This window comes from Actinomyces sp. oral taxon 170 str. F0386, from assembly GCF_000195595.1.
GTDB lineage: Bacteria > Actinomycetota > Actinomycetes > Actinomycetales > Actinomycetaceae > Actinomyces.
In genome coordinates this window covers 91,629-117,992 of the sequence record NZ_GL882516.1, presented here as the reverse complement: position 1 = coordinate 117,992, position 26,364 = coordinate 91,629, and the positions used below count along the sequence as shown (strand labels likewise).

The following is a 26,364-nucleotide window of genomic DNA, read 5'->3' as shown; positions in this document are numbered from 1 at the left end:
GTTTTTCAGCGTGCGCTCTGGGAACTGAAGGTCCTTTGTCACCGATCTGGACACCAACGGGCTGATTCCAGGCATCGGCCCCTGGTGCTGACAGGTTCGTATGGCCTTCGGTCAGCGACGGAAGCCGAAGGCGGCACCGATGAGCTGATCGAAGGCGCGGTCGGGCAGGATGCGACGTGCGGCGATGAGTGGCTTGGCCATGAATCCCACGGCGTAACGGGTCCGGGGGTGGTGGGCGGTGACGATCCTGCCGACGGTACGGGCGATGACCTCCGGCGGGGAGTAGCGCCGCTGGTTCGACTCGCTGCGCATGGCTCCGGCCACGGCCCTGATCTGGTCGGCGTAGGCACTGCCCTCGGCCGTGGCCTCCAGATGGTCGGCGGCGATCGTGTGCCACTCGGTGCGGATTCCGCCGGGCTCGACCACGACGACGTCGATCCCGAAAGGGGCCAGCTCGATACGCAGTGCGTCGCTCAGGGCCTCGACGGCGTACTTGGTGGCGTGGTACCAGCCGCCCAGCGGTGTGGTCAGTTTCCCGCCGATGGAGGAGATGTTGATGATGGTGCCCGTGCCCTGGGTGCGCATGTGCGGGGTCACCAACTGGGTGAGGCGACCCAGGCCGAAGACGTTGACCTCGAACTGGCGGCGGGCCTCGTCGATCGGGACGTCCTCGATGGCCCCGTAGGAGCCGTAGCCGGCGTTATTGACCAGGACGTCGATGCGGCCGGCCTCCTCAAGGATGCGGTTCACACCGGCGCTCATGGAGGCGTTGTCGGTGACGTCCATGGCCAGTGGGCGGATGCCGTCGGCGGTCAAGGCCTGGAGGCGGTCGGTGCGGCGGGCCGCACCATAGACGACGTGGCCCAGCGCCTGGAGCTTGCGGGCGGTGTTCTCGCCGATGCCGGAGGAGGCGCCGGTGACGAGTGCGGTGCGGGTCGCACCGTGGTCTGCCGAGCTGGCAGGAGAGCTCTTAGTGGCGGTGGCCTGGTCGGGCGTGGTGGTGGTCATCGTCTGAGATGTCCTCTCGGTAACATGAATCATTGTTCAGGTACTATCATGAACATGTATTCATGTTTGTGCAAGTGAGATGCTCGGCACGCTACCGAGTAGGCCTGAGGAAAGGGAGAAGGATGGTTCGGGGTACCTATGACGTGGTCGAGCGGGACGGGACGGTGACGGAGACGAGCGGCATGACCTCGGAGCGCTCGGTAAGGCGTGCCGACGCGGTGCGCAACCGGGCCGCCATCCTGGAGGCCGCCAAGCAGCTGGTCACCGAGCAGGGCGCTGAGGTCGCCATGGGGGAGATCGCTCGGGTGGCCGGCGTTGCCGTGGGGACGCTCTACCGGCACTTCCCCAACAAGGCGGACCTGCTCGCGGCGGTGGTCAACGAGTACGTCGAGACTCTGGCTGACGATGCTCAGAAGGCCTGGGAACGCGTCGATGCCGGCCGGGCCGATGTCGACCAGGAGCTTCTGGGCTTCCTGGAGCGGGCCCTGGAGATGATCGCCCGGAGTCACACCGTCAAGGTTGTTGCGCGGGCACTGGGAGCTGAGGTGGAGTACGCCGAGCCGGAGACCCGCGCCACCGAGGCACTGGAGCACCTCATCGAGGCGGGGCGGGCCAGCGGCAGGCTGCGCCCCGACCTCACCGTCTCCGACCTCTACATCCTCATGGTCTTCTACCCCGGCGATGGCTCTGTCGAGGTTCGCCGGCGCTGGCTCGAGCTCATCCGCCCCGGTCTGCTGGGGTGCACGAGCTCTGACTCACAAGGGCTGCGAGGGCCGAAGGCGTGAGGAATCCCGGTTGGGCCGTTGTCTAAGCCGGGGCGGCCGTCGCCATGAGGTGACCGCGGGCTAGAGTGTGGGTACTGATCGTGAAGCCGAGCATCTCGGGGGTGACGGTGCCTGACTCCGGCAGCTGCTCGATGTCGAGAGCGGTCACGGTGAAGTAGTACCGATGCGGCGAGTCGCCCTTGGGAGGGGCAGCACCCACGTACTGGGGCATATCGGCGTCGTTCGGGATCTGAACCGCTCCAGAGGGAAGCAGTGTCGAGCCGGCGTCACCCGCACCTGCCGGCAGCGTAGTGGTGGAGGCTGGGAGGCCGTGCACCGCCCAGTGCCAGAACCCAGAGCCGGTCGGTGCGTCAATGTCATACATGGTGACGACATAGCTCTTGGTTCCCTCGGGTCCAGGGCTCCATTCCAGCTGAGGGGACTGGTCCTGACCGTCCGGAACCCCGAAGGTGCCCGACATCTGGGCTCGAGGCAGGGGCGCCCCATCCGTGAGGGTCTGACTGCTCACAGACAGGCTCGGCACTCTCGGCAGCTTCTCGTAAGGATCGTCCGACGCTGAGGCGGCTGAAGCGGTCGCCGACGTCGTTGCCGCTGCAGAGGTGGACGTATCAGGTGCGGAGTGAGGGGAGCAGGCGGCGCAGCACAGGAGGGCGATGCAGCCGATGCTCATCCGTTGGTGTCTGCGGAGACGAGGTTCCTTGAGTGTCTGCCTGTTGAGCCGACTGAGAAGACGGGGGTCGTCACTGGGGGCGGCGAGATGGTCTGAGGTGGGACTGAGAGCGTTTCGCATGGCCTCAACCATAGGTGGGGTGTCTCTTTATATGAACATCTGTCTCATAATTCAGACAAACGACTCTGCGGTTTCGCGAATCCGATCCAGGGCTCTGATGAGGTCGTTAACGGCAAGCGGAGTGCCTGCTTCCTGTAGTGAACGCTCCAGCGCGCGAACTCTCTTATCTGCTACTGCCAGGCTGCTTCTTCCGCGTTCGGTCAGCCGCAGGACCAGCGCCCTGCCGCCGTGCGGAGATGGCTGGAGGGTGATGAACTCCGCCTCCCTGAGCCGTTTGACGGTCTGACTCATGGCCTGCTGGGAGATGTTGCAGTCCCGTGCCAGTTGCGACGCGGTGGCTTCGTCCCTGCGCTGCAGCATGATCAGGGCGTTGTACTGGGCCTTGGTCAGGCCGCTGTCGAGAATTGCTCGATCCTTAGCATTCTGGCTGGCCTCGGATGTTAGACGCAGGTGAGGGAGTAGTCGGTCCATGGATTCCATGTCGCGAGCATAACACTTAATTGTATTAAAACAAGTACTTGTGATGATGGTTGGTTGATGATGCTGAGGCTCATGGTCCGTGAGGGGTCATCCAATATTTGTTGAGCCTCGCTTCGCGCATAAGCCGGTGGCTATGGTGGGGCCATGACGATTCGCGTAGCTGTTGTGGGCGCCGCCGGGCGCATGGGATCGACTGTCTGCCGGGCGGTCCAGGATGCCGAGGGTCTTGAGCTCGTGGCCCGCCTGGACGTGGGGGACGCCCTTGATGCCGAGCACCTGGCGGGCGCCGATGTCGCCGTCGACTTCACCGTTCCCAGCGTCACCGAGGCCAATGTTCACGCCCTCCTCGACGCCGGGGTGGACGTTGTTGTGGGCACCACCGGCTGGAACGAGGAGTCCTACGGGCGCGTCCGCGAGCACCTGGCCCGGACCGAGGCCGCCGGTCGCAGCGTCCTCATCGCCCCGAACTTCGCCCTGTCCGCCGTGCTGGCCATGAGCTTCGCCGCGAAGGCCGCTCCCTACTTCGAGTCCGCCGAGGTCATCGAGCTTCACCACCCGAATAAGGTCGATGCCCCCTCGGGCACCGCGGTCGCCACCGCCCAGGGCATCGCCGCCGCCCGCGCCGATGTCGGGCTCGGTGCCATGCCGGACGCCACTCAGACCGACCCCGACGGCGCTCGCGGGGCCGTCGTCGACGGCGTCCACGTCCACGCCGTGCGCCTGCGGGGGCTGACCGCCCACGAGGAGGTCGTGCTCGGCAACCCCGGTGAGCAGCTGACCATCCGCACTGACTCCTTCGATCGGGCCTCCTTCATGCCCGGCGTGGTCCTCGCCGTGCGGCAGGTCTCCAGCCGCCCCGGCCTGACCGTCGGCCTGGACGCACTGCTCGACCTCTGAAGCGGGGGAGTAGGCGGGAACCGGTCGGGAGCCGAACAGCGTCTACAGCGAGGCCGCCCAGCAGTCCTCGGTGATGCCCTCGCCGACGCCGAGAACCCGGTGGGCCCCGGTGGGAGCCATGCCGACCGAGGCCAGGAGTCGGCTGACCGACTCGTCCCCGCGCACCGCCCAGGCCACCAGCGCCCTGGCCCCGTTCTGACGGGCCAGGTCCACGGCCGCGGCCAGGAGCCTGGAGCCGTGTCCCCGGCGCTGGTCGGCGGGCGCGACACCCAGCGCCGTGACCTCCACGGCCTGCACCCCGGCCTCATCAACGTGCCCCTCGGCGTCCATGGACCGGGTGGGGGCCAGGCCCAGCAGGCCCACCACCGTCCGCTCCTCGGCCTCGCTCCCGGCGGTGGTCGCCACCAGGACGTGATGCTGGGGCGAGGGCGGCTCGGCCACCGCCGTCTCCCAGCCCGCCGCGATGACGGGGGCGGCGATCATCGCCCGCACGCCCTCGGGCAATGGTGCGCCGTGCTCGGCGGTGTGCCCGGCCTCCAGGGAGGCGAGCATGGTGGCGGCCTGGACCCGACCTATCGCCGCCAGGTCCTCCGCCCGGGCAGGGCGCACGAAGCCCCCTGGTACCTGGGGGCCGTCGTGATCATGCGGGTCGTGAGCGCCTGGGGAGTGCTGGTGCGGTGCGCGCGCGTCCAGGTCGGAGCCGAGTCCGGCCAGCGGATCGGCGCCCAGAACGGAGTCGTCCCGGCTGCCGGAAGGCGAGAAGCTTGCGGGGGTCGAGGAGTCCATGACTTGAGCCTAGGACCGTTGTGCATGTCGGTGTTGGAGGCTCGGGCGCCATGGGCATAAGGCCTGGAGAGCGCTCGGTGGCAAGGTGTATGGCGGGAAAGTGTCCGTACGGGACGATCTTGACTGGGTCGTCTCACGGAGCCAAATTGCGTTTGTGCAGGTCGGAGGGGTCCCGACCCGGCATTGGTAGGGGACGGAGACTTCAAAGTCGTCCCATTCGGACATAATCGGCTTGTAGGCTGTCCGCTCGCCTATCCGACAGATCGTGAGAACGCATCTTCCGTGCGCCCGGCCCGCGTTAGGGTGGCACCATGAGCGCAGTCCCCTCCCGCAGCTTCGGTTCCGTCGGCGTCGCCATGGTCACCCCTTTCACGCCCAACGGGGAGGTCGACTTCGATGCCGCCCGTGCCCTGGCGGTCAGCCTGGTCGACGACGGCGCCGACATGATCCTCCTGTCGGGCACCACCGGTGAGTCCCCAACCACCCACACCCCCGAGAAGCAGGAGCTGATCCGCCAGGTCAAGGACGCCCTGGCCGGACGCGCCATGGTTATGGCCGGCGCCGGCTCCAACGACACCGCCCACGCGGTGCGCATCGGCGTGGCCTCCCAGGAGGCCGGCGCCGAGGGCCTGCTCATCAACGCCCCCTACTACAACCGCCCCAGCCAGGAGGGTGTCTACCAGCACATCAACGCCGTCGTGGAGGCCACCGACCTCCCGGTCGTGGTCTACGACATCCCCGGGCGCACCGGCGTGAAGATCACTGAGGAGACCCTGGCCCGCCTGGCTGAGAACCCGCGCGTCAAGGCCGTCAAGGACGCCACCGGCGACGTCGAGCAGGGCTTCCGGCGCATGGAGTCCACCGGCCTGGAGTACTACTCCGGCGACGACGGCCTCAACTTCGCCTGGCTCACCCACGGCGCCTCCGGCGTCATCTCAGTGGCCGCCCACGCCGACGCCCACTCCTGGCGCCAGATGATCGCCGCCGTCGACGCCGGTGACCTGGCCAGCGCCCGCACCCTCGCCCGGAGGCTGCGTCCCCTGGTCCACGCCATCATGGGCGGCGGGCAGGGGGCCGTCATGGCCAAGGAGGCCCTGCACCTCCAGGGACGCCTGCCCAGCCCCGCCCTGCGCCTGCCCCTGGTGCGGGCCGAGGAGGCCGAGGTCGCCGCCCTGCGCGAGGTCTTGGCCGCCTCCGGGCTGCTCTAAGAACCGGCGCCCGCCATGCGCATGTGGTCGCTGCACCCGCGCCACCTGGACCGTGCGGGCCTGGTGGCCTGCTGGCGCGAATCGCTGCTGGCCCAGGCGGTCCTGGCCGGACGCACCCGCGGCTACCGCAACCATCCCCAGCTCGAGCGCTTCCGAGCCGCCCCCAATACGCTCGCTCCCGCTGTGGCGGTAGGAGCCTACCTGTGGGGGCTGCGCGAGGAGGCCGTACGGCGCGGCTACCGCTTCGACGCCTCCCGCATCGACGTGCCCGAGCCGGACTGCGTCGGCGTCAGCCTGACAGTCACCGAGGGCCAGATGGACCTGGAGCGCAGACACCTTCAGGCCAAGCTGACCGGGCGCGCCCCGGATCTCCTGCCTCTGCCGGAGAGTCTTGAGGCGCACCCGATCTTCCGGGTCGTCCCCGGCGACGTCGAGCCCTGGGAGCGGGCGCTGACTCCGTAGCCTTGAGGAGGCCGTAGGGGTAGTCGGTGTCGCACCGGCTAGTCCTCTTCTGAGGCTCCTGTGAGCACCCGCTCGCGCACGACGCGGCGCAGGATCTTGCCGATCTGGGATCGGGGCATCTCCTCAATGACCTCCAGGCGGTGCGGCAGCGCGTAACGCGGGACCGTCCGCTCGGCATGCTCCCGCACCGCCTCAAGAGTCACGGAGTCCGGCGCAGTTCCCTCGGCGAGAACCACGGCGGCGCACACGAGCTCGCCTCTGGCGCCGTCGGGTAGACCCACCACAGCGACGTCGGCCACGCCCTCCAGGGAGCGGATCGCCGCCTCCACCTGGCTGGGGTAGACGTTGAAGCCACCGGTGAGGATCAGCTCGCGCCTGCGATCTGCCATCCACAGGAAGGAGTCCTGGCGACGCACGATGTCACCCGTGCGCAGCCACCCACCCGGCAGCATCGCGGCCTGCGTGGCCGCCTCGTCCTCCCAGTAGCCGGCGAAGACCTGCGGGCCGCGTACCAGCAGCTCGCCCGGCTCGCCGTCGGGCACCTCCCGGTCGGGATCCGGGTCCTCGGGGTCCACGACGCGCACGTCCGTGGACGGGAAGGGCAGGCCCAGCGCCCCCAGGCGGCGCGAGGGCCCCATGGGCGTGCCCGTGACGATCGGGCTTGTCTCAGTCATGCCGTAGCCCTCGACGAAGAAGCCGCCGGTCGCCTTCTCCCACCGGGCCCCGACCTCCGGCGGCATCGGGGCCGCCCCGCACACCCCGTAGCGCAAGGTGTCAAGACTCGTGCCCCGCTTCTGGGCGCCGTTGAGGATCCGCTCGAACATGACCGGCACGCCGACGAAGAAGGTGAAGGGACGCCGCTCGTGCGCGGCGAGCACCTGATCCACCGAGAACTTGGGCAGCATCACCTGGGTGGCCGCCTTCTGCACCGCGCAGAAGAGGTTGAAGGTCAGCCCGAAGGCATGGAAGAAGGGCAGCAGGCACAAGAAGTTCTCCCCGCCCTCGTGCAGCATCGGCACCCAGGCGATGGCCTGGTTGGCGTTGGCCCGCAGGTTCGCGTGCGTGAGCATCGCCGCCTTGGGCGTGCCCGTTGTCCCGCCGGTGTGCAGCAGGACCGCGACGTCGGAACCGGCCGGGTAGGGGAAGCGCGAGGGGATCCGATGAGCACCGGCCACCTCCTTGTCCCACGAGCGCACACCGACGGGAAGGCCCTCCGCCCGGAAAGCAGCCCTCTGCCGGCGGGCCCGCTCCACCGGGAGGTGCAGCGCTGCACGCAGACGCACCGGCATCGCCGCCGACAGGTCCACGCTGAAGACCGTGCGACCCCTGAGAGGATCGCTGCCAGCGCGCGGACCAGTGACGGGATCCGTGATGAGATCGATGCCCTTCTCCCACACGATGACGACGCGGGCCCCGTGAGCGTCCAGTTGGGAGCGGATCTCCTCGGCGGGCGCCAGCGGGTTGTGCTCGGCCACGATGGCCCCGATGCGCAGGGCGCCGTAGAGCGCAACGACGTGCTGCGGACAGTTCGGCGTGATGAGAGCCACTCGGTCGCCCTTGTGCACGCCCGAGGTCCGCAGCACCTGCGCCGCGCGCTCCGAGGCCTCCAGCAGCTCGCGGTAGGTCATCGCGGCGCCCAGGAAGTCGATGGCGACCCGGTCGGGGTAGAAGCGCGCCGCGGTCTCCAGCAGCTCGTTCAAGGGGGCGTCGGGAATCTCGACCGCCGCTGGGACGCCGGGCTGGTAGTGAGGGCGCAGGTAGTGGCGGTAGTCCTCGGTGGCCTGCTGCGTCGGGGCGCCGGTGTCGGTGCTGCTGTTGCTCATGTCCGTCGGGATGTGAGGTGGTTCGGTACTGGCGGTGGGTGCCTGCGACCCTCTGAAGCGTTCAGCTCAGTGGGGGCCCTGGTCATTCCTGCTGCCGTGCTGACCGTTGTCCTTGCGCTCGCTCCTGCCGGGGAAGTGCTCGACGATCGAGACGGCCGCGGCCGTTGCCGCCCCGGAGGCCGCCTCACGGGCTGCCAGGAGCTCCTCGCGCACGACGCGCCGCAGCACCTTGCCGATCTGGGAGCGGGGCATCTCGGTCAGGATCGCGATCTGGCGGGGCAGGGCGTAGTTGGACAGGTTCTTGGCCGCCCACTCACGCACCTGCTCCAGAGTGACTGTCTGGCCCTCCTTGGGGAGGATCGCGGCGACGACGGACTCGTTGCCCGCCTCGGCCGGCAGCCCGACGACGGCGACCTCCTCCACCTGCGGCATCGAGCGGACCGCGGCCTCCACCTCCGTGGGGTAGATGTTGAACCCCCCAGAGATGATGAGCTCCTTGCGGCGGTCGGCGATGACGTAGAAGCCGTCCTCCTCCTGGCGCACCAGGTCTCCTGTGCGCAGCCAGCCCCCGTCCAGCAGCACCTCGGCGCTCTCCTCGGGGTTGTCCCAGTAGCCGGTGAAGACCTGGGGACCGCGGGCCAGCAGCTCGCCGACCTCACCGGGCGCCACCTCTCGCTCGACGTTCTCGGGGTCCACCAGCCGCACCTGAGTGGAGGGGTAGGGCACCCCAAGGGTGCCGGGCCGGCGCGCCGGCGAGATCGGGTTGCCCAGGATGATGGGGGAGGACTCGGTCATGCCGTAGCCCTCGATGATGGTACCGCTGGTGGCCTCCTCCCAGGCCTGGGCCACCGCCAGCGGGTTCGGGGCCGCCCCGCACACGGCGATCTTGCAGGAGGACAGGTTCGCGCCCGTGGCCCGCGCCCGGGTCACCAGACGGTCGAACATGACCGGGACCCCCGGGAAGAAGGTGGCCGGTCGTCGCTTCCAGGCGGCCAGCACCAGGTCCGCCCCGAACTTGGGCAGCACCACCTGCGTGGCGGCCAGCCCCACCGCGCACAGCAGCGACAGGGACATGCCGAAGGCGTGGAAGAAGGGCAGGACGGCGTAGAACGTCTCCTTGCCCACGCTCGTGGTGCGCGAGGCCCAGGCCAGGGACATCTCGGCGTTGGAACGCAGATTCTCGTGGCTGAGGCACACGGCCTTGGGCGTGCCGGTCGTCCCACCGGTGTACAGCAGCGCGGCCGCCTCGGAGACGCCCGGCAGAGGGAAGCCCGTGGCCAGGGGGGTGGCGGATGCGGCCAGGTCGTCCCACGAGCGCACGCCGGCCGGCACCTTGCCGCGCAGCTCATGGCGCTGGGTGCGGGCGGCGGCCACCGGCAGTCTCAGGGCCAGGCGACTGCGCAGCGGCAGGTGGCGGGACAGGTCCACCGAGTACACGCCCAATCCCCCCAGACCCGCAGCCTCCAGGGATCCCACCGCCGCCACGAGGCGCTCCAGGGTCTTCTCCCAGGCGATGATGACGCGCCCACGGTGGATGTGGAACTGCTCGCGTAGTTGGGCGGCTGGTGCCAGCGGGTTGTGCTCGGCGATGATCGCCCCGATGCGCCAGGCCGCGTAGGCCAGAACCACGTGCTGGGGGCAGTTGGGAAGAATGAGCCCGACGACGTCTCCGCGCCCGACCCCCAGCCCCCGCAGCGCCTCGGCGGCCCGAGCCACCTGGGTCTCCAGCTGGGAGTAGGTGGTGGTGGCACCCAGGAAGTCCAGGGCGACCCGTTCCGGGTGGTCCCGGGCGGCGTCGCGCAGCATGCAGGACAGGGGCTCGCTGACCGTGGGAATCGTGGAGGGCACCCCGGCCTGCCGGTAGACGGCGTCGAAGGCCTCGTCCCTGGAGGCGTGTGAGCCGGCCGCCGATGCGGCGTCGCGGGTTGGTGCGGGTGCCGACGTGCGTGGAGCACTCATGGGTCTTCCCCCTTGTCTGCCGTGTGCCTTCCCCTGTCGGGAAGGTCCTGCCCGCCGTGAGCGTTGCAGCGCGACGGCGAGAGGTCAGGGCAACCGTAACCTACGGTGGCGTAACCTGTGTCGTCAGTGACGCCGACGATCGTGTGCGATCCCGCTCACCGGGCGCTGGGGCGCTCACCGAGCCCCGTGGGCAGAGGCAGGCGGCTGACCACCCGCAGACGGCGCGTGGGACGGGTCATCGCCACGTACAGGTCACCCGCGCTGCGCTCACCGATGTCAGCCGGATCCACCAGCACGACGACGTCGAACTCCAGACCCTTGGACAGCACCGGGCTGACCACCAGCAGTCGCGAGCGCAGTACGTCCCCACCGGGCGCCTCCATCGCGGCGGCCAGGGCCTGGTCCTCGCGCAGCAGAGCCTCGGTGCGGCCAGGTGAGGGGGAGATGACCGCGATACGCCCGACGCCGTTGCCCACCTCCCGGTCAAGACGGGCCGCCTCCTGGGCCACCGCCTCGCGCAGAGCCTGGCCCCAGGCGACGCAGTCCTCAGCGGTCGAGCCACTCGGTGTCTGCGCCGCGGCCGGCTCGCTCGCCGCCTCAGTGATCTCGAGGCAGCCGGGCAGATCGCGCACCGAGCGCACGGGGTAGACCGGCGGGTGACCCAGTTGCGTCACCGTCTCCTCGGCGACCTTCATGATCGTGGCCGGGGTGCGGTAACAGACGCTCAGCGCCTCTTCGCGCAGCGGGGTCGACCCGCCGCGCGAGCTCCTCGACTGCCTGCCCTGCCGGGAGCGTGAACGGGCCCGGTGCCGGGACTGGGACCGGGATCGTCCACCGTCCTCAGTCGGCGCCGTCCCCAGAGCCGTGAGCACCTCGCCCCAGCTGCCCGGAGCGTGGGGCCCGGAGTACTGGGCCAGGTCGCCCACTACCGTGAAGGATCTCACCGGGCAGCGGCGCGCCAGCGCCCGCCAGGCCATGGTGCCCAGCTCCTGGGCCTCGTCGACGACGACGTGCCCGTAGGTCCACGTCCGGTCCGCTCGTGCCCTCTCGGCCAGGGTGAGCGTGGGGCCGCCCTGGGAGACCCGGTCGGCGAGCATCTCGGCGCTGACCATCCCGTCACCCAGGTCCTGGGACTCGATGGCCTGGGCTGCGTAGGCCACGAGGTCCTCGCGGCGTCGGGCCTCCAGCCGGGCGCGCCAGGCCTGAGCGTCCTCACTGGGACCCAGCAGCTCGGCCAGCTCATCAATGAGCGGGACGTCCGCCGCCGTCAGCCCGCCTCCCGGGTCCCTGTGCAGCAGGGCTCGCTCCTGCTCGCTCAAGGACGGCGCCACCTGCTCCAGGAGGGTGGGCCGGCTCCACAGCCGCTCCAGCAGCCCCTGGGGCGTCGTCGGCATCCAGCACAGGTTGATCTCCCGGCGGGCGTCACGGGCGGTACGGATGTCCTCGCGGATCCAGGCGCGCGTGTCGGCGTCCGAGGCATCCTGGTTCGTGGCCGCCGCGTACTGGTCGGTCAGACGCTCCAGCAGCCACAGCACGAAGGCCTCCCGGGCCAGGTTGTGGGGCTTGCCGCCCCGCCGAGCCCGTGAGGCCGCCTCTTGCACGTCACTGGGCTCCAGAGACAGGCGCACCCCCTGGACCTCGATCTCGCGCGGGGCCCCGGGGATTCGCTGCAGGCCCCGTACCGCCCGCTCGAGGGCCTTGACCCACAGAGCGCGCCCCTTGATCTCGGCGACGCGGGCGTCCTCCTGCGCCGTGGCCCGCACCCCTGGAACCAGGTCGCCGATGGTCGTGGAGACCACACCCGTCTCACCCAGGGAGGGCAGCACCTGCTCCACGTAACGCAGGAAGGTGCGCGACGGGCCCACCAGCAGCACGCCCGAGCGCTCCAGGCGCTCGCGCTCGGAGTAGAACAGGTAGGCCACCCGGTGCAGCGCCACCGCCGTCTTACCCGTCCCCGGACCGCCCTGGACCACAAGCACGCCCCGCCCCGAGGAGGTGACGATCCGGTCCTGCTCGGCCTGGATCGTGGCCACGATGTCACCCATCCTGCCGTCGCGGGCCGTCGACATCGCTGCGATGAGAGCCCCCTCGCCCTGCAGCTCACCGGCGGCCACGGCGGACCCGGTCGAGCCCGCCGTGGCACCGCCCGTCTCCAGGGCGGTGAGGTCCAGGACCTCGTCCTCCACTCCGAGCACCTGGCGGGCCCGGGTGTCGATGTGCCGACGGCGCACCAGCCCCATGGGGTGGGAGGCCGTGGCCTGGTAGAAGGCCCGGGCCAGGGGAGCGCGCCAGTCCAGGATCACCTCACGGTGCTGAGCGTCCTGCAGCCCGATACGGCCCACGTAGTGGCGTCTTCCGCCGTCGGTGACCGGCGACGAGCTGCCCACGCCCCGGCCCGAGCCGGGGGAGGGCGCTGAGGCGTCTCCAGGGGTGCTTCCACAGGCGGGCCCAGGGCCGTTCCCGGAACCTCCGAGGCGCGCCGTGTCGTCGGGCGCCCGGCTCATGTCCATCCGTCCGAAGACCAGACGGTCCTCGACCCCCTCCAGCGAGGACACCAGTGACGAGTAGTGCACGGCGTAGGCGTCCCGCTCCCCACGCGACTGGTGCGTGCCGCTGACGCCCTGGGCCTCGGTGCGGGCCAGGGAGCGGCGGGCCTGCGCCAGCTGACGGTCCAGCTCGCTGTAGGCGAGGTCGACGACCTCCTGCTCACCGCGTACCTCGCGCTCGCGGACGCTGCCCGCGTCGTCTCTCGCATCATCCTCTGACCGCTGACGTGCCTCCCGCTGGGACTGCGGTGAGGTGGAGGGGATCGTCTGACTCACAAAGCCTCGCATCGGTTCGGGTTCTGGTCGGTTGGCGCGCAAGGGGCGCTCACTGGCACTGGTTGACGCTGACAGGTACTGGGGTCGGTGATGGCTTCAGTACGGTCGACCCATTATTCTCCTGCTGAGGCCCCGGTGGGGACGCCGAGGGCGAACACGTCGCCTGAACCCGGTACGGGCGGGAACATCGACGAACCAGAAGGTGTTGGCAGGAGTGCCGAGGACGCTATCCGCTGTTCCCGGGCACTCACCCGGACGAATCCTGATAAAACGCCGAATCTCGCCATCGAGCCGATGTCAGCCGACCGAGGTCGAACCGAGACAGGACCGATACGGGACCACGCCGAGTACCGAACCGAGACCATTGCACGACACATATACTCCCCTCTCCGGCGCCGTCGGCTCCACCCACTCCCGCAGTAGGGTGGCGAGCGTACGAACCGGCCCGGGCGGCGGGAGGGCGGACCAGACAGGAGGAGACGGGCTCGTGAGACCACTGTTCACCATCCAGCACCCCGCGGATCAGCCGATCTCCCCGAGGGTCCTCATCCACCACTTCGAGGGCGCCATGGACGCCGGCAACGCCGGTGCCCTGGCCGTCGATCAGCTGCTCATGACGCTGCCCAGCGAGCGTCTGGCGACCTTCGACATCGACGCCCTCGTGGACTACAGAGCACGGCGCCCCACGATGACCTTCGTCCACAACACCTACTCCTCCGTGGTCATGCCCGAGCTGGTCCTGGATCTCCTCCACGACGACGACGGCGAGGACCTTCTGCTGCTTCACGGCAGTGAGCCGGACTACCGCTGGGACGAGTTCGTCGGAGCCGTGGCCCACCTGGCCGTCTCCATGGGCGTGAGCCAGGCAGTCGGTATGAGCGGCATCCCCATGGCCGTGCCCCACACGCGCCCGACCTACGTCCACCACCACGGCAGTCAGCCGGATCTGCTGCCCAACCAGCCCGAGCTCTTCGGCCACGTCGAGCTGCCCGGTTCGATGTCGGCCTACCTCGAGCTGCGGCTGGGCGAGCTGGGGCTGGACTCCCGGGGTGTCTCGGCGGCGATCCCTCACTACGTCGCTCGCGACGAGTTCCCGCAGGGCGCCTCGGCGCTGCTGACCGCCGTCGTGCAGGCCACAGGCCTGGCCCTGCCGGTGGGGGACCTGGAGGCCGCAGCCAACATCAACCGCGCCGAGATCAACGCCGAGGCAGCCCAGCAGCCGGAGGTCAGCGCCGTCGTGTCCGCTCTGGAGGCTCAGTACGACGCCATGGCCCCCCGGATCGCCACCGGTGAGGTGGACACGGCCGCGCCGGTCCTCAACCTTCCCAGCGCCGACGAGATCGGCGCTCGCCTCGAGGCCTTCCTGGAGGCCAACGACTCCGGCGACCTGGGACCCCAGGGCTGGAACCCCGGCCGCGGAGGCTGATCGGGTCCGGCCGGGTGCTCGGCTCTGCTGCTGCGCCTAACGGGATGACCCGCCTTCGGGATGAGGTACCGCGGCGTCGCCCGGGGACCAGGTGCGCACCGGTAGCGGCAGGCGGCGCACCGCGCGCTCGATCTCTTCGAGCTCTGCGGCTGCGAAGGGCTCGCGGCGGGCCACCAGCACCAGGTTGCCCCGACGCCTGCCGCGCATCGTGGCCGGGTCGGCGACGATCGCCAGGCCGGAGGCATCGCCTTCAAGAGCCTGAGTGAGCGCCTCGATCTCGGCTCCGGCCTGGGTGCGGGGCGTGGAGGAGGTGTTGACCAGCAGCAGCCCACCGGGCACGAGCGCCTCCAGGCACGACGACAGGAACGCCCGGTTCCGGCAGGTCGCCGGTACGCTCCCACCGTTGAACACGTCCCGCACGATGACGTCCCACTGGCCGGGCCGCAACTCGCCCACCACCTCAGCGGCGTCACCGACCCGGATGCGCAGCCTGGGGGAGCGGGGCAGGTCGAACCAGACGCGTACCCGGGCCGCCAGGATCTCGTCGATCTCGACAGCGAGCTGTTGGGAGCCGGGGCGCCTGGCGTCCCACGCCCTGGCCAGGGCACAGCCCGCCCCGCCCAGGTGAAGAGCCCTGACGGGGCCGCCCTCGCCTCGCAGCGCTGTGAGCACCGCATCCATCTGCTGGTGGTACTCGAAGTCCAGGTGGGTCGGATCATGCAGGTCCAGGAAGGAGGACTCCGCACCATCCAGTATGAGGAGGACACCGGAGTCGCGCGCCACGAGCTCTGCGGTGGCGAAGGAGGTTCGCACCGGTCCGGAGGGCAGGTCGGCGAGCCCCGGGGCGCTGGAGGTCCTGCGTTTACGTGTCACAGGTCCACGGTAGCCTGAGGGGGACGGAGACAGGCTCAGCCGTCGTCCTCAGGTGCTCGGGGCAATCAGTCGGCTGAGCAGGGGCACCTGGCGGTCACGCCGCGCCACAGGGCTCGTCGGTTGAGTATGCGAATCCCTTGAGGAGGTGGAGATGAGCAGGGCTCCTCGCTCCCAGGCCGCGCGCCGTTCCTGGGGAGATGACGACTCCGCTGCTCCCATCATCCACGTTGACATGGACGCCTTCTTCGCCTCGGTCGAGCTCCTCGAGCACCCCGAGCTGGTCGGCCGTCCCGTCATCGTCGGTGGTCGCGACGGCCGGGGTGTCGTCTCGGCGGCCTCCTACGAGGCCCGCGTCTTCGGCGTCTCCTCGGCAATGTCCATGGCGGAGGCCTCCCGGCGCTGCCCCCAGGCCGTGGTCCTGCCCGTGCGCCATGGCCGCTACTCCGAGGTCTCGGCCCAGGTCATGTCCGTCCTGGCGGAGGTCACTCCCGTTCTGGAGAAGGTGAGCATCGATGAGGCCTTCCTGGACGTGAGCGGGGCCCGACGCCGCTTGGGCTCCCCGGTGACCATCGGCAGGTGGATCCGCACCGAGGTGCGTCGCCGCGTGGGGGTGCCGGCATCGGTGGGCATCGCCTCCACCAAGTTCGTCGCCAAGCTCGCCTCGTCCCACGCCAAGCCCGACGGGCTGCTCCTCATCCCGGCCGGCGCCACCCGGGACTTCCTCAACCTGCTTCCGGTCGGGGCCCTGTGGGGCGTGGGGTCCAGGACCCAGGAGGTCCTGGCGAGGTGGGGCATCAACGACGTTCGCACCCTGGCGGAGGCCGACGTGCGCCACTTGGAGAAGATCCTTGGCCGGGCCGCTGGACGTCATCTGCACGAGCTGTCCCACGGCGTCGACCCCCGCCGGGTGGAGCCGGTGCGCGAGGAGAAGTCCGTGGGCACCGAGACCACCTTCTTCGACAGCGTCACCGACCGCGAGCACGCCCGGAGGGTCCTGCTGGACCAGACCCACCAGTGCGCCGCCCGACTGCGCGCGGCGGATCTGCGCTGCCGCGTCGTCGTTCTCAAGGCCCGAGGTGCCGACTTCACCACCGTCACCCGTTCACGCACCCTGGCGGTTCCCACAGACCTCGCCCACGACATCTGGGAGACCGTCTCCTCGCTCTACACGGCCCTGCCCTCACCGGCAGGCGGCTTCCGACTCCTGGGTGTGCGGGTCGAAGGCCTTCTGCGTCCTGACGATGGCGTGCAGCTCCTCCTGGACGAGGACCCCCGACGTGGCGCCTCAGAGCGGGCGGCCGACGCCGTGCGCCGCAGATGGGGTAGCGGGGCGCTGGCACCGGCCAGTCTCCTGGGAGGCGGGACAGGACCCGCCCAGGAGTCCCGTCGTGGGGAAGAGGGGTGAGGACCGCCGGCCCTGCAGGTACCTGGTCGAGCCGGCCGAGCCCGACGGATCCCAGGTGAAGCGCCCTACGAGTTTCTCCTGAGCCCTCACAGCGCCTATCCTGGCAACTACGGCGCAGATCCCCGGCCCCGCCCGGAAGCAAGGAGCATGATGGCACTGTCAGAGCGAGAGCAGCAGGTCCTGCGGGACCTGGAGTCGCAGCTCCACCAGGACGACCCCGACCTGGCGCAGACGCTCCAGCGCGAGGAGCGTCGGCTCTCACGCCCCTCTCCGCGCCATATCGGCGGCGGCGTGGCCCTGGTCCTCATCGGTCTGGCGCTTCTCATCGCCGGGGTCTCGGTGCGCCACAACCTCGTCTCCATCCTGCTGGGGGTGGCCGGCTTCCTCGTGGCCGTCGCCGGAGTGGCCATGGCCCTGACCCGGGTCGAGAGCGGCTCGAGCTCGCGCCAGTCCTCCGCCGAGGGTGGTAGGACCGGTCAAGGTAAGAGCGGCACGAAGAAGCGCTCCTCCTTCATGGATCGCCAGTCCGAGCGCTGGGAGCGCCGCCGCGACGCAGAGGACTGACCGCCCCCACCTGATGCCATCGCCGTCTTCGAGGGCGTCGCCTCAGACTGAGTCTCCACATCCCTCCACCACCACTTCCCACCACAGGTCCCGGTTCGGCAGGTCCTGTCCCGGTGCTCACCCGCCCGGGACAGGACCTGAGTTCGTCGAGGGTGCTCCAGCCCCTATCGAATTCCCCGAGTTCTCAGGACCTTCCAGGAGTCGTCGGAGGGGGCGCGGCACTCCATGCAGGCCGCACAGACTCCGTGCCGGTACTCGGAGGCGCCGGAAGTCTGCGTGCAGCCCGAACAGAGTCTGTTTTTTTCCTGTGTATCCACCACGCCGAGGACGTCGTGGCGAACACCTCCCTCCACTGCTCCTCCATCTTCCTCCACCGCACTTGAGCCCGCTCGTAATGGGCGTGATCTCAACGGAAGACGAGAGTGTTCCGCTCGATGGTCCACGTCGCTGATGCGCAGTTGTGATGCGCTCGCTCAGAAGGGGTGGGAGAAAAGGGAGGGAAGTGGAGTAGGGTGGGGTTCACTGGGTCGTCGAGGGGAAGGAGGTGGCTCATGTTCCTGGGGACGCATGCACCCAAGCTGGACGAGAAGGGCCGCCTCATCCTCCCGGCGAAGTTCCGTGAGGAGCTGGCGGGGGGCGTGGTTCTGACCCGAGGTCAGGAGCACTGCCTGTACGCCTTCACAGCCGCCGAGTTCGAGCGCATGTACGCCCAGCTGCGTGAGGCCCCCCTCGCCCAGAAGCAGGCGCGTGACTACGTGCGCGTCATGCTCTCGGGGGCGGACTCCCAGATCCCGGACAAGCAGGGGCGCATCACGCTGCCGGCACCACTGAGGGCCTACGCGGGCCTGAAGAAGGACCTGGCCGTGATCGGGGCCGGAGCCCGGGTGGAGATCTGGGACGCCGAGTCCTGGAGCACCTACCTGGCTACCCAAGAGCAGGTCTTCGCCGACACGGCCGAGGAGATCATCCCCGGCTTCTTCTGAGCCGGAGCCGGTTGCCGGTTCCGCACGGCGGCCGACAACTCCATACCGAGCAGAACACCGACACACCACCGCGGACCGCAGACAAGTGCCATCAAGGCACCGGTGCGCCATCTCATGAGGTCTCCGCCCGATGTCGCGTCCGACGCCTCTTCCCCGGCGCCGGAACCACGGGAGGAGTCCTGGTGAGATGGCCGCCGCAGGTCCTTGAACCGAGGCAGTACCAGAAAGGAGGGCGCCGCATGACCAGCCCGCAGGCGCAGGCCACCGACGCCGCCGGTCGGCACGAGCCGGTTCTCCTCCAGCGCTGCCTGGACCTGCTCGCACCCGCGATCGAAAGAGCCGCTGAGGACACCTCGCGGGGCAGCGCCGCCGGTCCGGTCATGATCGACTGCACCCTGGGCATGGGGGGCCACACCGAGGCGGCGCTCGAGCGCTTCCCGTACCTGACGGTGGTGGGGATCGACCGCGATCCCGAGGCGATCACCCTGGCCTCAGCGCGCCTGGAGCGCTTCGGTGACCGCTTCGTCGCGGTCCAGGCCACCTACGACGCCGTGGACCGGGTTGCCCGTGATCACTCCGTCAGTGCCGAGGGAACGGTGGACGCCGTCCTCATGGACCTGGGGGTCTCCTCCCTGCAGCTCGACGAGGCCTCGCGGGGCTTCTCCTACGCCCGCCCCGCACCGCTCGACATGCGTATGGACCAGAGCTCGGGGCCCACCGCGCAGGACCTGCTGGAAAGCGCTGACAGTGCCGAGCTCACCCGCATCCTGCGCACCTACGGTGAGGAGCGCTTCGCCTCACGCATCGCCACCGCCATCGTGCGCCGTCGTGAGGCCGGTGAGCCGGCGAGCAGCACCCAGGACCTGGCCGAGCTCGTCCGTCAGGCAGTACCCGCGCCGGCACGCCGCAGCGGCGGGCACCCGGCCAAACGAACCTTCCAGGCGCTGCGTATCGCCGTCAACGCCGAGCTCGACGTCCTGGAGCGGGCCGTTCCGCGGGCCCTCAACAGTCTGAGGGTCGGGGGTCGCCTCGTAGTGGAGTCCTACCAGTCGCTGGAGGACCGCATCGTCAAACGGGCGCTGAACCACGGGGCCACCTCCCGGGCGCCGCAGGGCCTCCCGGTCGTTCCCGAGGCGGACCGTCCTTACCTCGAGCTGATAACCAGCGGCGCAGAGAAGGCCGATGCCCGCGAGCTCGAGCACAACCCCCGCTCTGCCCCGGTACGGCTGCGCGCGGTCGCCCGCCTGCGCCCAGCCGGCCAGGCCCCCGCTCCGGAGGAGCATCCGTCCCCAGGCGGCTTGGGCCGCAGAGGCGGACACCGATCCGGCCGGCACCGGACGACGTAGACCGTCTAGAGACAGTCACTACCGGTCGTTCAGCCGGCCACGCACCACGTCCTCACCAGTCATCCATCAGTCCAGACACACCACACAGGGAAGGCATATCGATGAGCGCCACCGCCACTGCTCGAGTCACCCGCCCGACCGCAACGCGGCGCACCGCCCAGGCAAGTGGTTCCTCCGGCAGCCAGGGACGCACCGAGGCCGGTACCGTCACCCGTCCCCAGCTGCGCGTCATCAGCGGGGCCTCCCGGGCGACGTCGTCCTCCCTGCCCTTTCTCACGCTCATCATCATGGTGCTGGCCGGCGCCCTCATTGCCTCGATGCTCCTCAACGCCAAGATGGCCGACACCGCCTACCGGATGAAGGAGAAGCAGGTCGAGCTCAACGTCGCCAACGACCACGTCGAGACCCTGCGCACCCAGGTGCAGGAGGCCTCGGCGCCCGACGCCCTGGCCAACCGGGCCAAGGAGCTCGGCATGGTGCCCGCCGCCGCTCCCGGCGTCGTCGACGTCGACAAGGGGCAGCTCACCGAGGGCACCCCCGCCCAGGCTCCCAAGGCCGGCCAGGTCGGGAAGTAGGCGCCGGTGAATCCCTCGCGTCGTCAGGCGCTCCAGGCCGGAGGGCTGCTGCTCTTCACGGCCCTGGCGGGGCGCACCGTCTACGTCCAGGTGGTGGATGGGCCGGATCTGGCCGCCAAGGCCAAGGCCGAGCGCACGGTGTCCTGGGTCAACCGGGCCCCCCGAGGTGACATCACCGGACGGGATGGTACGGTCCTGGCCTCGTCGGCGATCAGCTACGACATCGGTGTCAACCAGCCCCTCATCGCCCAGTACGAGCGCACTGAGATGCGCCTCAACGAGTCCACCGGCGTCAACGAGAAGGCCGTCGTCGGCTACGGGGCCGCAGCGGTGGCCGCACAGCTCGCCCCGATCCTCGACGTCAACCCCCTCGAGCTCGGGGCCAAGCTCGTGGGCGAGCGAACCTACGAGGTCATCGCCCAGGAGGTTGCCCCCGATACGTGGCGCAAGATCAAGGCCCTGGACATCCCCGGGGTTGAGCCCGATCAACGCACCCGGCGCACCTACCCGGCCGGGACCGTGGCAGGCAACGTCCTGGGCTTCACCCGCGAGGGGGAGCACAATCGCGAGCTCATCGGGGCCGCCGGGCTGGAGCTCACCCAGAACAAGCTCCTCACCGGGGTCGACGGCAAGGGCAGTGAGGAGATCGGGCGCAGCGGCGTCATCATTCCCACCGGGGAGCAGGAGGACAAGCCCGCCAGGCCCGGTGCCACCGTGCGCACCACCCTCAACCCGGATCTGCAGTCCATCGCTCAGGAGACCATCGACCGCACGGTGGCCGCCCAGCACGCCGACTGGGGCATCGTCATGGCCATGGAGCCGAGCACCGGCAAGGTCGTCGTCCTGGCCGACTCCAACTCCGTCGACCCCTCTGATCCCTCGGCCACCTCCGAGGAGAACCGCACCGCACGCAGCGTCCAGGCCGTCTTCGAGCCCGGAAGCGTCGGCAAGGTCGTCACCTTCGCCACCGCCCTGGAGGAGGGGGCGGTCAAGCCCGAGGACACCTGGACCATCCCCTACACCTGGAGCTCGGACAGCGGACAGACCTTCAAGGACTCCCACGAGCACGAGACCCAGTCGATGACCACCGCCGGGATCCTGGCCGAGTCCTCCAACGTCGGCACCGTCCAGATCGGGCAGAAGGTCTCCGACGACGTCCGCTACAACTACATGAAGCGCTTCGGCTGGGGCGAGGCCACTGGCATCGAGATGCCTGCCGAGTCCGAGGGGATCATCTATCCTCCGAGCTCCTGGGACGACCGCACCCGCTACACCACGATGTTCGGTCAGGGCGTGGCCGGAACCACTCTTCAGTCCCTCCAGGTGCTGGCCACCGTCGCCAACAAGGGCGTGCGCGTGGCTCCGCGCGTCATCGATGCCTGGATCGATGCCGACGGCAAGGAGACCCCCCAGACCCGCCCTGAGGGGGTGCGGGTCATCTCCGAGGCCACTGCCAAGACCCTCACCGAGATGCTCATCGGTGTCACTCAGGAGGGCGGTACCGCCGAGTCCGCCTCCATCAACGGCTACCTGGTGGCCGGCAAGACCGGAACCACCGAGATCCTCACGGACGACTCCACCGTGGCCTCCTTCGTCGGCTTCCTCCCCGCGCGTGACCCGGTGCTGGCCATCGCCGTCATCGTCAACCGCCCCGAGGGCATTTTCGGAGGCACCGTCGCCGCTCCTGTCTTCCGGGAGGTGGCGCTGGCCGCCATGCAGGCGTTCAACATCGCCCCGGACCCGAACGTCGTCGCCGCCCAGGCCGCCCGGGACGGGGCCGGCGGCGAGCGGGACGCGAGCCAATGAGGTGCCCTATGAACCCCATGAGGTAGATGAGCGTGACCACCAGCACCCCGGCGAAGTGACCCGTAGGGGTTCTTGTGGAAGATCGACAGCCGAAGGTCGCGATAGATTGAGGAACTATGAGCAACCACGCCTACGAGTCGGCCGCCGCCCTACGGCCGGGCTCCAATGGTCCCATCCCCATCAGCACTCTGTGTGAGCGCTTCTCCCTGGCTCCCGCCTCAGCTGATGACGCCGCCGCCCTCAACGACCTGAGCATCCTGGGGGTCAGTGTCGACTCCGGTGACACCGCCCCGGGCGAGCTCTTCGTGGGCTTGCCCGGCTTCACCGCCCACGGCGCCCGCTTCTCCGACGAAGCCGTCGGCTCCGGTGCCGTCGCGGTCCTCACAGACGCCGACGGCGCCCTCATCGCCCACGAGGTCGCCCCCGGCACTCCGGTCCTTGTCCACGATGACCCCCGCGCCGTCGTCGGCCCCCTGAGCGCCGAGGTCTACCATCACCCGGCACGCGGCCTGGTCACCACGGCCGTCACCGGTACCAACGGCAAGACGACCACCTCCTACTTCCTCGACGCGATCCTGTCGGCCCACGTCGGCGGCTGCATGGTGGCCGGGACCGTTGAGCTGCGCGTGGGGGAGCGCTCCGTGGAGTCCCCGCGCACCACCGTCGAGGCCCCCGTCCTGCAGCGGATGATGGCCCTGGCCGTCGAGGACAGGGTCGGCGCCGCCTCTCTGGAGGCCTCCAGCCATGCCATCGTCCTGCACCGGCTCGACGGCGTCGTCGTCGACGTCGCCGGCTTCACCAACCTTCAGCGGGACCACCTCGACTTCCACAAGACCATGGAGGGCTACCTGGAGGCCAAGGCGCGGCTGTTCACCCCCGAGCACGCCCGCCGCGGCGTCATCTGCGTCGACGACCAGTGGGGCGCCGCCCTCGCCGCCCAGGCCCCCATCGAGGTCGACCGCGTGCGCGCCTACCCCGGCGACGTCCCCGCCGACTGGTGGGTCAGCGACGCCGCGGTCTCCCTGACCGACTCCGCCACCACCTTCACCCTCCACGGGCCCGACGGCGAGCAGATCGAGGCCTCCTGCCCCCTACCCGGACTCGTCAACGTCCAGAACGCCGCCCTTGCCCTGGTCATGGCCATACGAGCGGGCGTCCCCGCCGCCACGGCCACCGCCGCCCTGGCCGGGGCCCACAACATCCCGGGGCGCATGCAGCGCATCAGCCAACGCGACGGTCGACGCGGTCTGTGCATCGTCGACTTCGCGCACACCCCCGAGGCCATGGATCTGGCCCTCAAGGCCGTGCGTCCCATCACCCCGGGCCGCCTCATCGTGGTCTTCGGCTCCGACGGCGACCGCGACCAGGGCAAACGACCCATGCTGGGGGAGGTGTGCGCCCGTCTGGCCGACGTCCTGGTGGTCACCGACGAGAACCCCCGCAGCGAGGACCCCCGGCTCATCCGCAACGCCATCCTGGACGGGATACGCACCGTGCGCCCGGGCCTGGAGGATGTCGAGGAGGTCACCACCTGGCGCGGCGACGCCGTGCGCCGGGGCGTCGAGCTGTGCGGACCCGACGACACGGTCATCGTCACCGGCAAGGGCCACGAGCCCTTCCTGGAGATGGCCGGCGAGTTCATCCGCTACAACGATGCCCCTGTCATGGCTGAGGCCGTCGAGGAGAAATGGGGACGGGGATGAACCTCAGCCTGAGTCAGATCGCAGCCGCCGTCGGCGGCAGGCTCATCGGCCCGGACGCCCCCGTCACCGGCCCCGTCGTCACCGACTCCCGCCTGGCCACCGAAGGTGCCCTGTTCGTCGCCGTCCACGGCGAACGCACCGATGGCCATGCCCACCTGGGCTCCGCTGGCGCTCTGGGCGCCGTCGGAGCCATCGTCTCCGACCTGGAGGCCGCCCGGAGCGGGCTGATTCAGGGGGAGCGGGGGGAGACCGAGGACCCGTCCATGGGGCTCGTCCTCGTGGAGGACACCGTGACGGCCCTCGGTGCGCTGGCCCGCACCCACCTGGCTGGCCTGCGCCGGACCGCAGCCGATCGCGGCGAGCGGCTCACCGTGGTGGCGATGACCGGCTCGGTGGGCAAGACCACCACCAAGGACCTCACCCGCCAGCTCCTGGCCGCCTCCGGTCCCACCGTCGCCCCAAGGGCCAGCTTCAACAACGAGATCGGCCTGCCGCTGACTGTCCTGGAGGCCGACGAGTCCACCCGCTACCTCGTTCTGGAGATGGGCGCCTCCGGCCCTGGCCACATCACCTACCTCACTGATATCGCGCCCCTGGACGTGGCCGGTGTCCTCATGATCGGCCATGCCCATATGGGCGGTTTCGGATCCATCGAAGGCGTCGCCGCTGCCAAGGCGGAGATCATCGCCGGCCTGCTGCCAGAGGGCGTCGCCATCCTCAATGCCGACGACGCCCGCGCCGCAGCCATGGCAGGCCTCGCCCCGGCTCAGGTCCTCACCTTCTCCGCCCAGGGCGGCCCCGCCGACCTGCGGGCCGAGCGAATCGTCCTTGACGAGGCCGCCCGCTCGGCCTTCGATCTTCATCTGCCCGGCCTGGACGGGCCCAGGCGCGTCCAGCTGGCCGTGGCTGGTGCACACAACGTGGCCAACGCCCTGGCCGCCGCGGGCCTCGCCCTGGCCGCGGGTCTGGAGCCCGAGCTCATCGCCGAGCGCCTCGGTTCGGTGAGCATCGAGAGCCCCCACCGCATGGACGTCTCAGAGCTCAGTGGTGATCTTCTCCTCATCGACGACTCCTACAACGCCAACATCGACTCCATGACGGCTGCATTGGCAGCTCTGCCGGCTCTGGCCGGGGGCCGTCGTCGTGTCGTCGTGGTTTCCGAGATGCTCGAGCTCGGGGAGTCCTCCGCCGCCGATCACGCGCGCACCGGGGAGCTAGCGGCCGAAGCCGGAGCCGCTATGCTCATCGGCATCGGCTCCACCCAGGAGGCACTCGACGCAGCCGGGGCGCGAGGGGTCGAGGTCGTCGGCTTCGACGATGCCGCGGCCGCCATCTCCCAGATCGACGCCCTCCTGTCCGACGGTGACGCCGTCCTGGTCAAGGGCTCCAACGGATCCGGCGCCTGGCGCCTGGCCGACCACCTCAAGGAGGTTCGTTCCCGATGACCGCCATCCTCATCTCCGGCGTTGTCGGACTGGTGGGCACTCTGCTGGGAACCCCGCTACTTATCCGCTATCTCCATGCCAAGGAGTACGGACAGTTCATCCGTCAGGACGGCCCCCAGGGACACTTCACCAAGCGCGGCACGCCGACCATGGGCGGCCTCGTCATCATCATCTCCACCGTCCTGGGATACACCCTGGCCAATCTCACCCAGCTGCGCACACCGCGCGCCTCCGGGGTCCTGCTGCTGTTCCTCGTCGTCGGGCTCGGGCTCATCGGCTTCCTGGACGACTTCGAGAAGATCTCCAAGCAGCGCTCCCTGGGGCTGCGGGCCTGGCAGAAGATCGTGGGACAGGCGCTCATCGGCATCGGCTTCTCGGTGGCGGCCCTACACTTCGCCGACCGCAACGGGCTCACCCCCGGCTCCACCCGGATCTCCTTCGCCCGGGACTCGGCGGTCAACCTGGCCTTCGCCGGCAGCATTGTCGGGCTCATCCTGTTCATCCTGTGGGCGAATTTCCTCATCACCGCCTGGTCCAACGCCGTCAACCTCACCGACGGTCTCGACGGACTGGCGGCCGGTGCCTCGGCCATGGTCTTCGGCGCCTACACGCTCATCGGTGTGTGGCAGACCAACCAGTCCTGCAACTACGGCCACGAGAGCATGGTCCCCACCACCTGCTACCAGGTCAGGGATCCACGTGACCTCGCCATGATCGCCGCCGCCCTCATGGGGGCCTGCTTCGGGTTCCTGTGGTGGAACGCCTCACCGGCCAAGATCTTCATGGGAGACACCGGCTCCCTGGCCCTGGGCGGGGCCGTTGCAGGGCTGTCGATCCTGACCCGCACCGAGTTCCTCGCCGTCATCCTGGGCGGGCTCTTCCTGGCCGAGGTCATGAGCGACATCATCCAGATCGTCTCATTCAAGTCGACAGGTCGACGTGTCTTCCGCATGGCTCCACTGCATCACCACTTCGAACTGGGAGGATGGACCGAGGTCAACGTGGTGATCCGCTTCTGGATCATCGCCGGCCTGTGCGTCATCGCAGGACTGGGACTCTTCTACGCCGAGTACCTGCGCCAGCTCATCTTCGGGTGAGCCGGGGCGCCCGGGCCCCACGGACCGACGAACCATCGATGCAGAGTCCTCCCACCGGCGGTCCCGGTGAGGAGCAGTGAAGAACCAGGAGCGTGAACCCGCACCGTGACCAGTCTGACTG

Annotated in this window: 22 protein-coding genes; 14 read left to right on the top strand and 8 right to left on the bottom strand. The window is 69.6% G+C overall.

Annotated features, from left to right (window positions below; all coding sequences use genetic code 11):
* Positions 1-111: 111 nt before the first annotated feature.
* Positions 112-1,008 (bottom strand): oxidoreductase, encoded by an 897-nt coding sequence (locus tag HMPREF9056_RS02610; protein ID WP_034513483.1) that lies wholly within the window; start codon positions 1,006-1,008, stop codon positions 112-114.
* A gap of 122 nt (positions 1,009-1,130) precedes the next feature.
* Between HMPREF9056_RS02610 and HMPREF9056_RS02605 the strand changes: the two genes are divergently transcribed.
* On the top strand, positions 1,131-1,793 hold the full coding sequence (locus tag HMPREF9056_RS02605; RefSeq protein ID WP_009402514.1) for a TetR/AcrR family transcriptional regulator: 663 nt from the start codon (positions 1,131-1,133) through the stop codon (positions 1,791-1,793).
* 22 nt (positions 1,794-1,815) lie between these two features.
* Here HMPREF9056_RS02605 and HMPREF9056_RS02600 read toward each other — a convergent pair whose 3' ends face one another.
* Both HMPREF9056_RS02600 and HMPREF9056_RS02595 read right to left on the bottom strand, forming a co-directional pair.
* Positions 1,816-2,301 (bottom strand): YbhB/YbcL family Raf kinase inhibitor-like protein, encoded by a 486-nt coding sequence (locus HMPREF9056_RS02600; RefSeq protein ID WP_253269904.1) that lies wholly within the window; start codon positions 2,299-2,301, stop codon positions 1,816-1,818.
* 333 nt (positions 2,302-2,634) lie between these two features.
* Positions 2,635-3,063: a MarR family winged helix-turn-helix transcriptional regulator gene (locus HMPREF9056_RS02595; protein ID WP_009402506.1), complete on the bottom strand. Its 429-nt coding sequence runs from the start codon at positions 3,061-3,063 to the stop codon at positions 2,635-2,637.
* A gap of 144 nt (positions 3,064-3,207) precedes the next feature.
* Between HMPREF9056_RS02595 and dapB the strand changes: the two genes are divergently transcribed.
* Positions 3,208-3,960, top strand: coding sequence for a 4-hydroxy-tetrahydrodipicolinate reductase (gene dapB / locus HMPREF9056_RS02590; protein ID WP_009402502.1), 753 nt, complete (start codon positions 3,208-3,210; stop codon positions 3,958-3,960).
* Between the two features lie 42 nt (positions 3,961-4,002).
* Here the strand turns inward: dapB and HMPREF9056_RS02585 are convergent, their stop codons facing one another.
* Positions 4,003-4,746 (bottom strand): GNAT family N-acetyltransferase, encoded by a 744-nt coding sequence (locus tag HMPREF9056_RS02585; RefSeq protein WP_009402501.1) that lies wholly within the window; start codon positions 4,744-4,746, stop codon positions 4,003-4,005.
* Between the two features lie 311 nt (positions 4,747-5,057).
* Between HMPREF9056_RS02585 and dapA the strand changes: the two genes are divergently transcribed.
* Together dapA and HMPREF9056_RS02575 are read left to right on the top strand one after the other, a co-directional pair.
* Positions 5,058-5,954: a 4-hydroxy-tetrahydrodipicolinate synthase gene (dapA, locus tag HMPREF9056_RS02580; RefSeq protein WP_009402499.1), complete on the top strand. Its 897-nt coding sequence runs from the start codon at positions 5,058-5,060 to the stop codon at positions 5,952-5,954.
* A gap of 15 nt (positions 5,955-5,969) precedes the next feature.
* Positions 5,970-6,416: a pyrimidine dimer DNA glycosylase/endonuclease V gene (locus HMPREF9056_RS02575; RefSeq protein ID WP_009402497.1), complete on the top strand. Its 447-nt coding sequence runs from the start codon at positions 5,970-5,972 to the stop codon at positions 6,414-6,416.
* Positions 6,417-6,454: 38 nt separating this feature from the next.
* Here the strand turns inward: HMPREF9056_RS02575 and HMPREF9056_RS02570 are convergent, their stop codons facing one another.
* The 3 genes from HMPREF9056_RS02570 to HMPREF9056_RS02560 form a co-directional block, all read right to left on the bottom strand.
* The gene (locus HMPREF9056_RS02570; RefSeq protein ID WP_009402496.1) at positions 6,455-8,239 is read right to left on the bottom strand and encodes an AMP-binding protein; all 1,785 of its coding nucleotides are present in this window, start codon (positions 8,237-8,239) and stop codon (positions 6,455-6,457) included.
* A 66-nt stretch (positions 8,240-8,305) separates the two neighbouring features.
* Complete coding sequence (locus tag HMPREF9056_RS02565; RefSeq protein WP_009402494.1) at positions 8,306-10,198, bottom strand: AMP-binding protein; 1,893 nt, start codon at positions 10,196-10,198, stop codon at positions 8,306-8,308.
* A gap of 155 nt (positions 10,199-10,353) precedes the next feature.
* Entirely contained in the window at positions 10,354-13,032 is a 2,679-nt protein-coding gene (locus HMPREF9056_RS02560; protein WP_009402492.1) for an AAA family ATPase, read from the bottom strand.
* Positions 13,033-13,507: 475 nt separating this feature from the next.
* On the opposite strand from HMPREF9056_RS02560, the gene HMPREF9056_RS02555 reads away from it, so the two are divergent.
* Positions 13,508-14,446, top strand: coding sequence for a PAC2 family protein (locus HMPREF9056_RS02555; protein WP_009402488.1), 939 nt, complete (start codon positions 13,508-13,510; stop codon positions 14,444-14,446).
* Between the two features lie 36 nt (positions 14,447-14,482).
* Here the strand turns inward: HMPREF9056_RS02555 and HMPREF9056_RS02550 are convergent, their stop codons facing one another.
* The gene (locus HMPREF9056_RS02550; protein ID WP_157184989.1) at positions 14,483-15,319 is read right to left on the bottom strand and encodes a spermidine synthase; all 837 of its coding nucleotides are present in this window, start codon (positions 15,317-15,319) and stop codon (positions 14,483-14,485) included.
* A gap of 151 nt (positions 15,320-15,470) precedes the next feature.
* Between HMPREF9056_RS02550 and dinB the strand changes: the two genes are divergently transcribed.
* The 9 genes from dinB (at position 15,471) to mraY (ending at position 26,243) form a co-directional block, all read left to right on the top strand.
* Positions 15,471-16,724: a DNA polymerase IV gene (dinB, locus tag HMPREF9056_RS02545; protein WP_009402484.1), complete on the top strand. Its 1,254-nt coding sequence runs from the start codon at positions 15,471-15,473 to the stop codon at positions 16,722-16,724.
* Positions 16,725-16,874: 150 nt separating this feature from the next.
* Positions 16,875-17,288, top strand: coding sequence for a DUF3040 domain-containing protein (locus HMPREF9056_RS02540; protein WP_034513480.1), 414 nt, complete (start codon positions 16,875-16,877; stop codon positions 17,286-17,288).
* A gap of 551 nt (positions 17,289-17,839) precedes the next feature.
* On the top strand, positions 17,840-18,271 hold the full coding sequence (gene mraZ, locus HMPREF9056_RS02535; RefSeq protein WP_009402477.1) for a division/cell wall cluster transcriptional repressor MraZ: 432 nt from the start codon (positions 17,840-17,842) through the stop codon (positions 18,269-18,271).
* A 239-nt stretch (positions 18,272-18,510) separates the two neighbouring features.
* Entirely contained in the window at positions 18,511-19,617 is a 1,107-nt protein-coding gene (gene rsmH, locus HMPREF9056_RS02530) for a 16S rRNA (cytosine(1402)-N(4))-methyltransferase RsmH (protein WP_009402474.1), read from the top strand.
* A gap of 101 nt (positions 19,618-19,718) precedes the next feature.
* A complete protein-coding gene (locus HMPREF9056_RS02525) occupies positions 19,719-20,192 on the top strand; it encodes a hypothetical protein (RefSeq protein ID WP_009402466.1) in 474 nt (157 codons plus the stop codon).
* 6 nt (positions 20,193-20,198) lie between these two features.
* A complete protein-coding gene (locus HMPREF9056_RS02520) occupies positions 20,199-21,998 on the top strand; it encodes a penicillin-binding protein 2 (protein WP_009402460.1) in 1,800 nt (599 codons plus the stop codon).
* Positions 21,999-22,114: 116 nt separating this feature from the next.
* Positions 22,115-23,701 (top strand): UDP-N-acetylmuramoyl-L-alanyl-D-glutamate--2,6-diaminopimelate ligase, encoded by a 1,587-nt coding sequence (locus tag HMPREF9056_RS02515; RefSeq protein WP_009402457.1) that lies wholly within the window; start codon positions 22,115-22,117, stop codon positions 23,699-23,701.
* Positions 23,686-25,146, top strand: coding sequence for a UDP-N-acetylmuramoyl-tripeptide--D-alanyl-D-alanine ligase (gene murF / locus HMPREF9056_RS02510; RefSeq protein WP_009402452.1), 1,461 nt, complete (start codon positions 23,686-23,688; stop codon positions 25,144-25,146). Before HMPREF9056_RS02515 ends, murF begins: the two co-directional genes overlap by 16 nt.
* Complete coding sequence (gene mraY / locus HMPREF9056_RS02505; protein ID WP_009402450.1) at positions 25,143-26,243, top strand: phospho-N-acetylmuramoyl-pentapeptide-transferase; 1,101 nt, start codon at positions 25,143-25,145, stop codon at positions 26,241-26,243. Before murF ends, mraY begins: the two co-directional genes overlap by 4 nt.
* Positions 26,244-26,364: the final 121 nt, after the last annotated feature.

Bases quoted from the DNA above. Each gene is read 5' to 3' on its own strand.
- mraZ (WP_009402477.1), top strand. From the start codon at position 17,840: ATGTTCCTGGGGACGCATGCACCCAAGCTGGACGAGAAGGGCCGCCTC.
- rsmH (WP_009402474.1), top strand. From the start codon at position 18,511: ATGACCAGCCCGCAGGCGCAGGCCACCGACGCCGCCGGTCGGCACGAG.
- HMPREF9056_RS02525 (WP_009402466.1), top strand. From the start codon at position 19,719: ATGAGCGCCACCGCCACTGCTCGAGTCACCCGCCCGACCGCAACGCGG.
- HMPREF9056_RS02610 (WP_034513483.1), bottom strand. From the start codon at position 1,008: ATGACCACCACCACGCCCGACCAGGCCACCGCCACTAAGAGCTCTCCT.
- HMPREF9056_RS02560 (WP_009402492.1), bottom strand. From the start codon at position 13,032: ATGCGAGGCTTTGTGAGTCAGACGATCCCCTCCACCTCACCGCAGTCC.
- mraY (WP_009402450.1), top strand. From the start codon at position 25,143: ATGACCGCCATCCTCATCTCCGGCGTTGTCGGACTGGTGGGCACTCTG.
- HMPREF9056_RS02515 (WP_009402457.1), top strand. From the start codon at position 22,115: ATGAGCAACCACGCCTACGAGTCGGCCGCCGCCCTACGGCCGGGCTCC.
- dapA (WP_009402499.1), top strand. From the start codon at position 5,058: ATGAGCGCAGTCCCCTCCCGCAGCTTCGGTTCCGTCGGCGTCGCCATG.
- dapB (WP_009402502.1), top strand. From the start codon at position 3,208: ATGACGATTCGCGTAGCTGTTGTGGGCGCCGCCGGGCGCATGGGATCG.
- HMPREF9056_RS02595 (WP_009402506.1), bottom strand. From the start codon at position 3,063: ATGGAATCCATGGACCGACTACTCCCTCACCTGCGTCTAACATCCGAG.
- HMPREF9056_RS02585 (WP_009402501.1), bottom strand. From the start codon at position 4,746: ATGGACTCCTCGACCCCCGCAAGCTTCTCGCCTTCCGGCAGCCGGGAC.
- HMPREF9056_RS02570 (WP_009402496.1), bottom strand. From the start codon at position 8,239: ATGAGCAACAGCAGCACCGACACCGGCGCCCCGACGCAGCAGGCCACC.
- HMPREF9056_RS02605 (WP_009402514.1), top strand. From the start codon at position 1,131: ATGGTTCGGGGTACCTATGACGTGGTCGAGCGGGACGGGACGGTGACG.
- HMPREF9056_RS02540 (WP_034513480.1), top strand. From the start codon at position 16,875: ATGGCACTGTCAGAGCGAGAGCAGCAGGTCCTGCGGGACCTGGAGTCG.
- HMPREF9056_RS02565 (WP_009402494.1), bottom strand. From the start codon at position 10,198: ATGAGTGCTCCACGCACGTCGGCACCCGCACCAACCCGCGACGCCGCA.
- dinB (WP_009402484.1), top strand. From the start codon at position 15,471: ATGAGCAGGGCTCCTCGCTCCCAGGCCGCGCGCCGTTCCTGGGGAGAT.
- murF (WP_009402452.1), top strand. From the start codon at position 23,686: ATGGGGACGGGGATGAACCTCAGCCTGAGTCAGATCGCAGCCGCCGTC.
- HMPREF9056_RS02575 (WP_009402497.1), top strand. From the start codon at position 5,970: ATGCGCATGTGGTCGCTGCACCCGCGCCACCTGGACCGTGCGGGCCTG.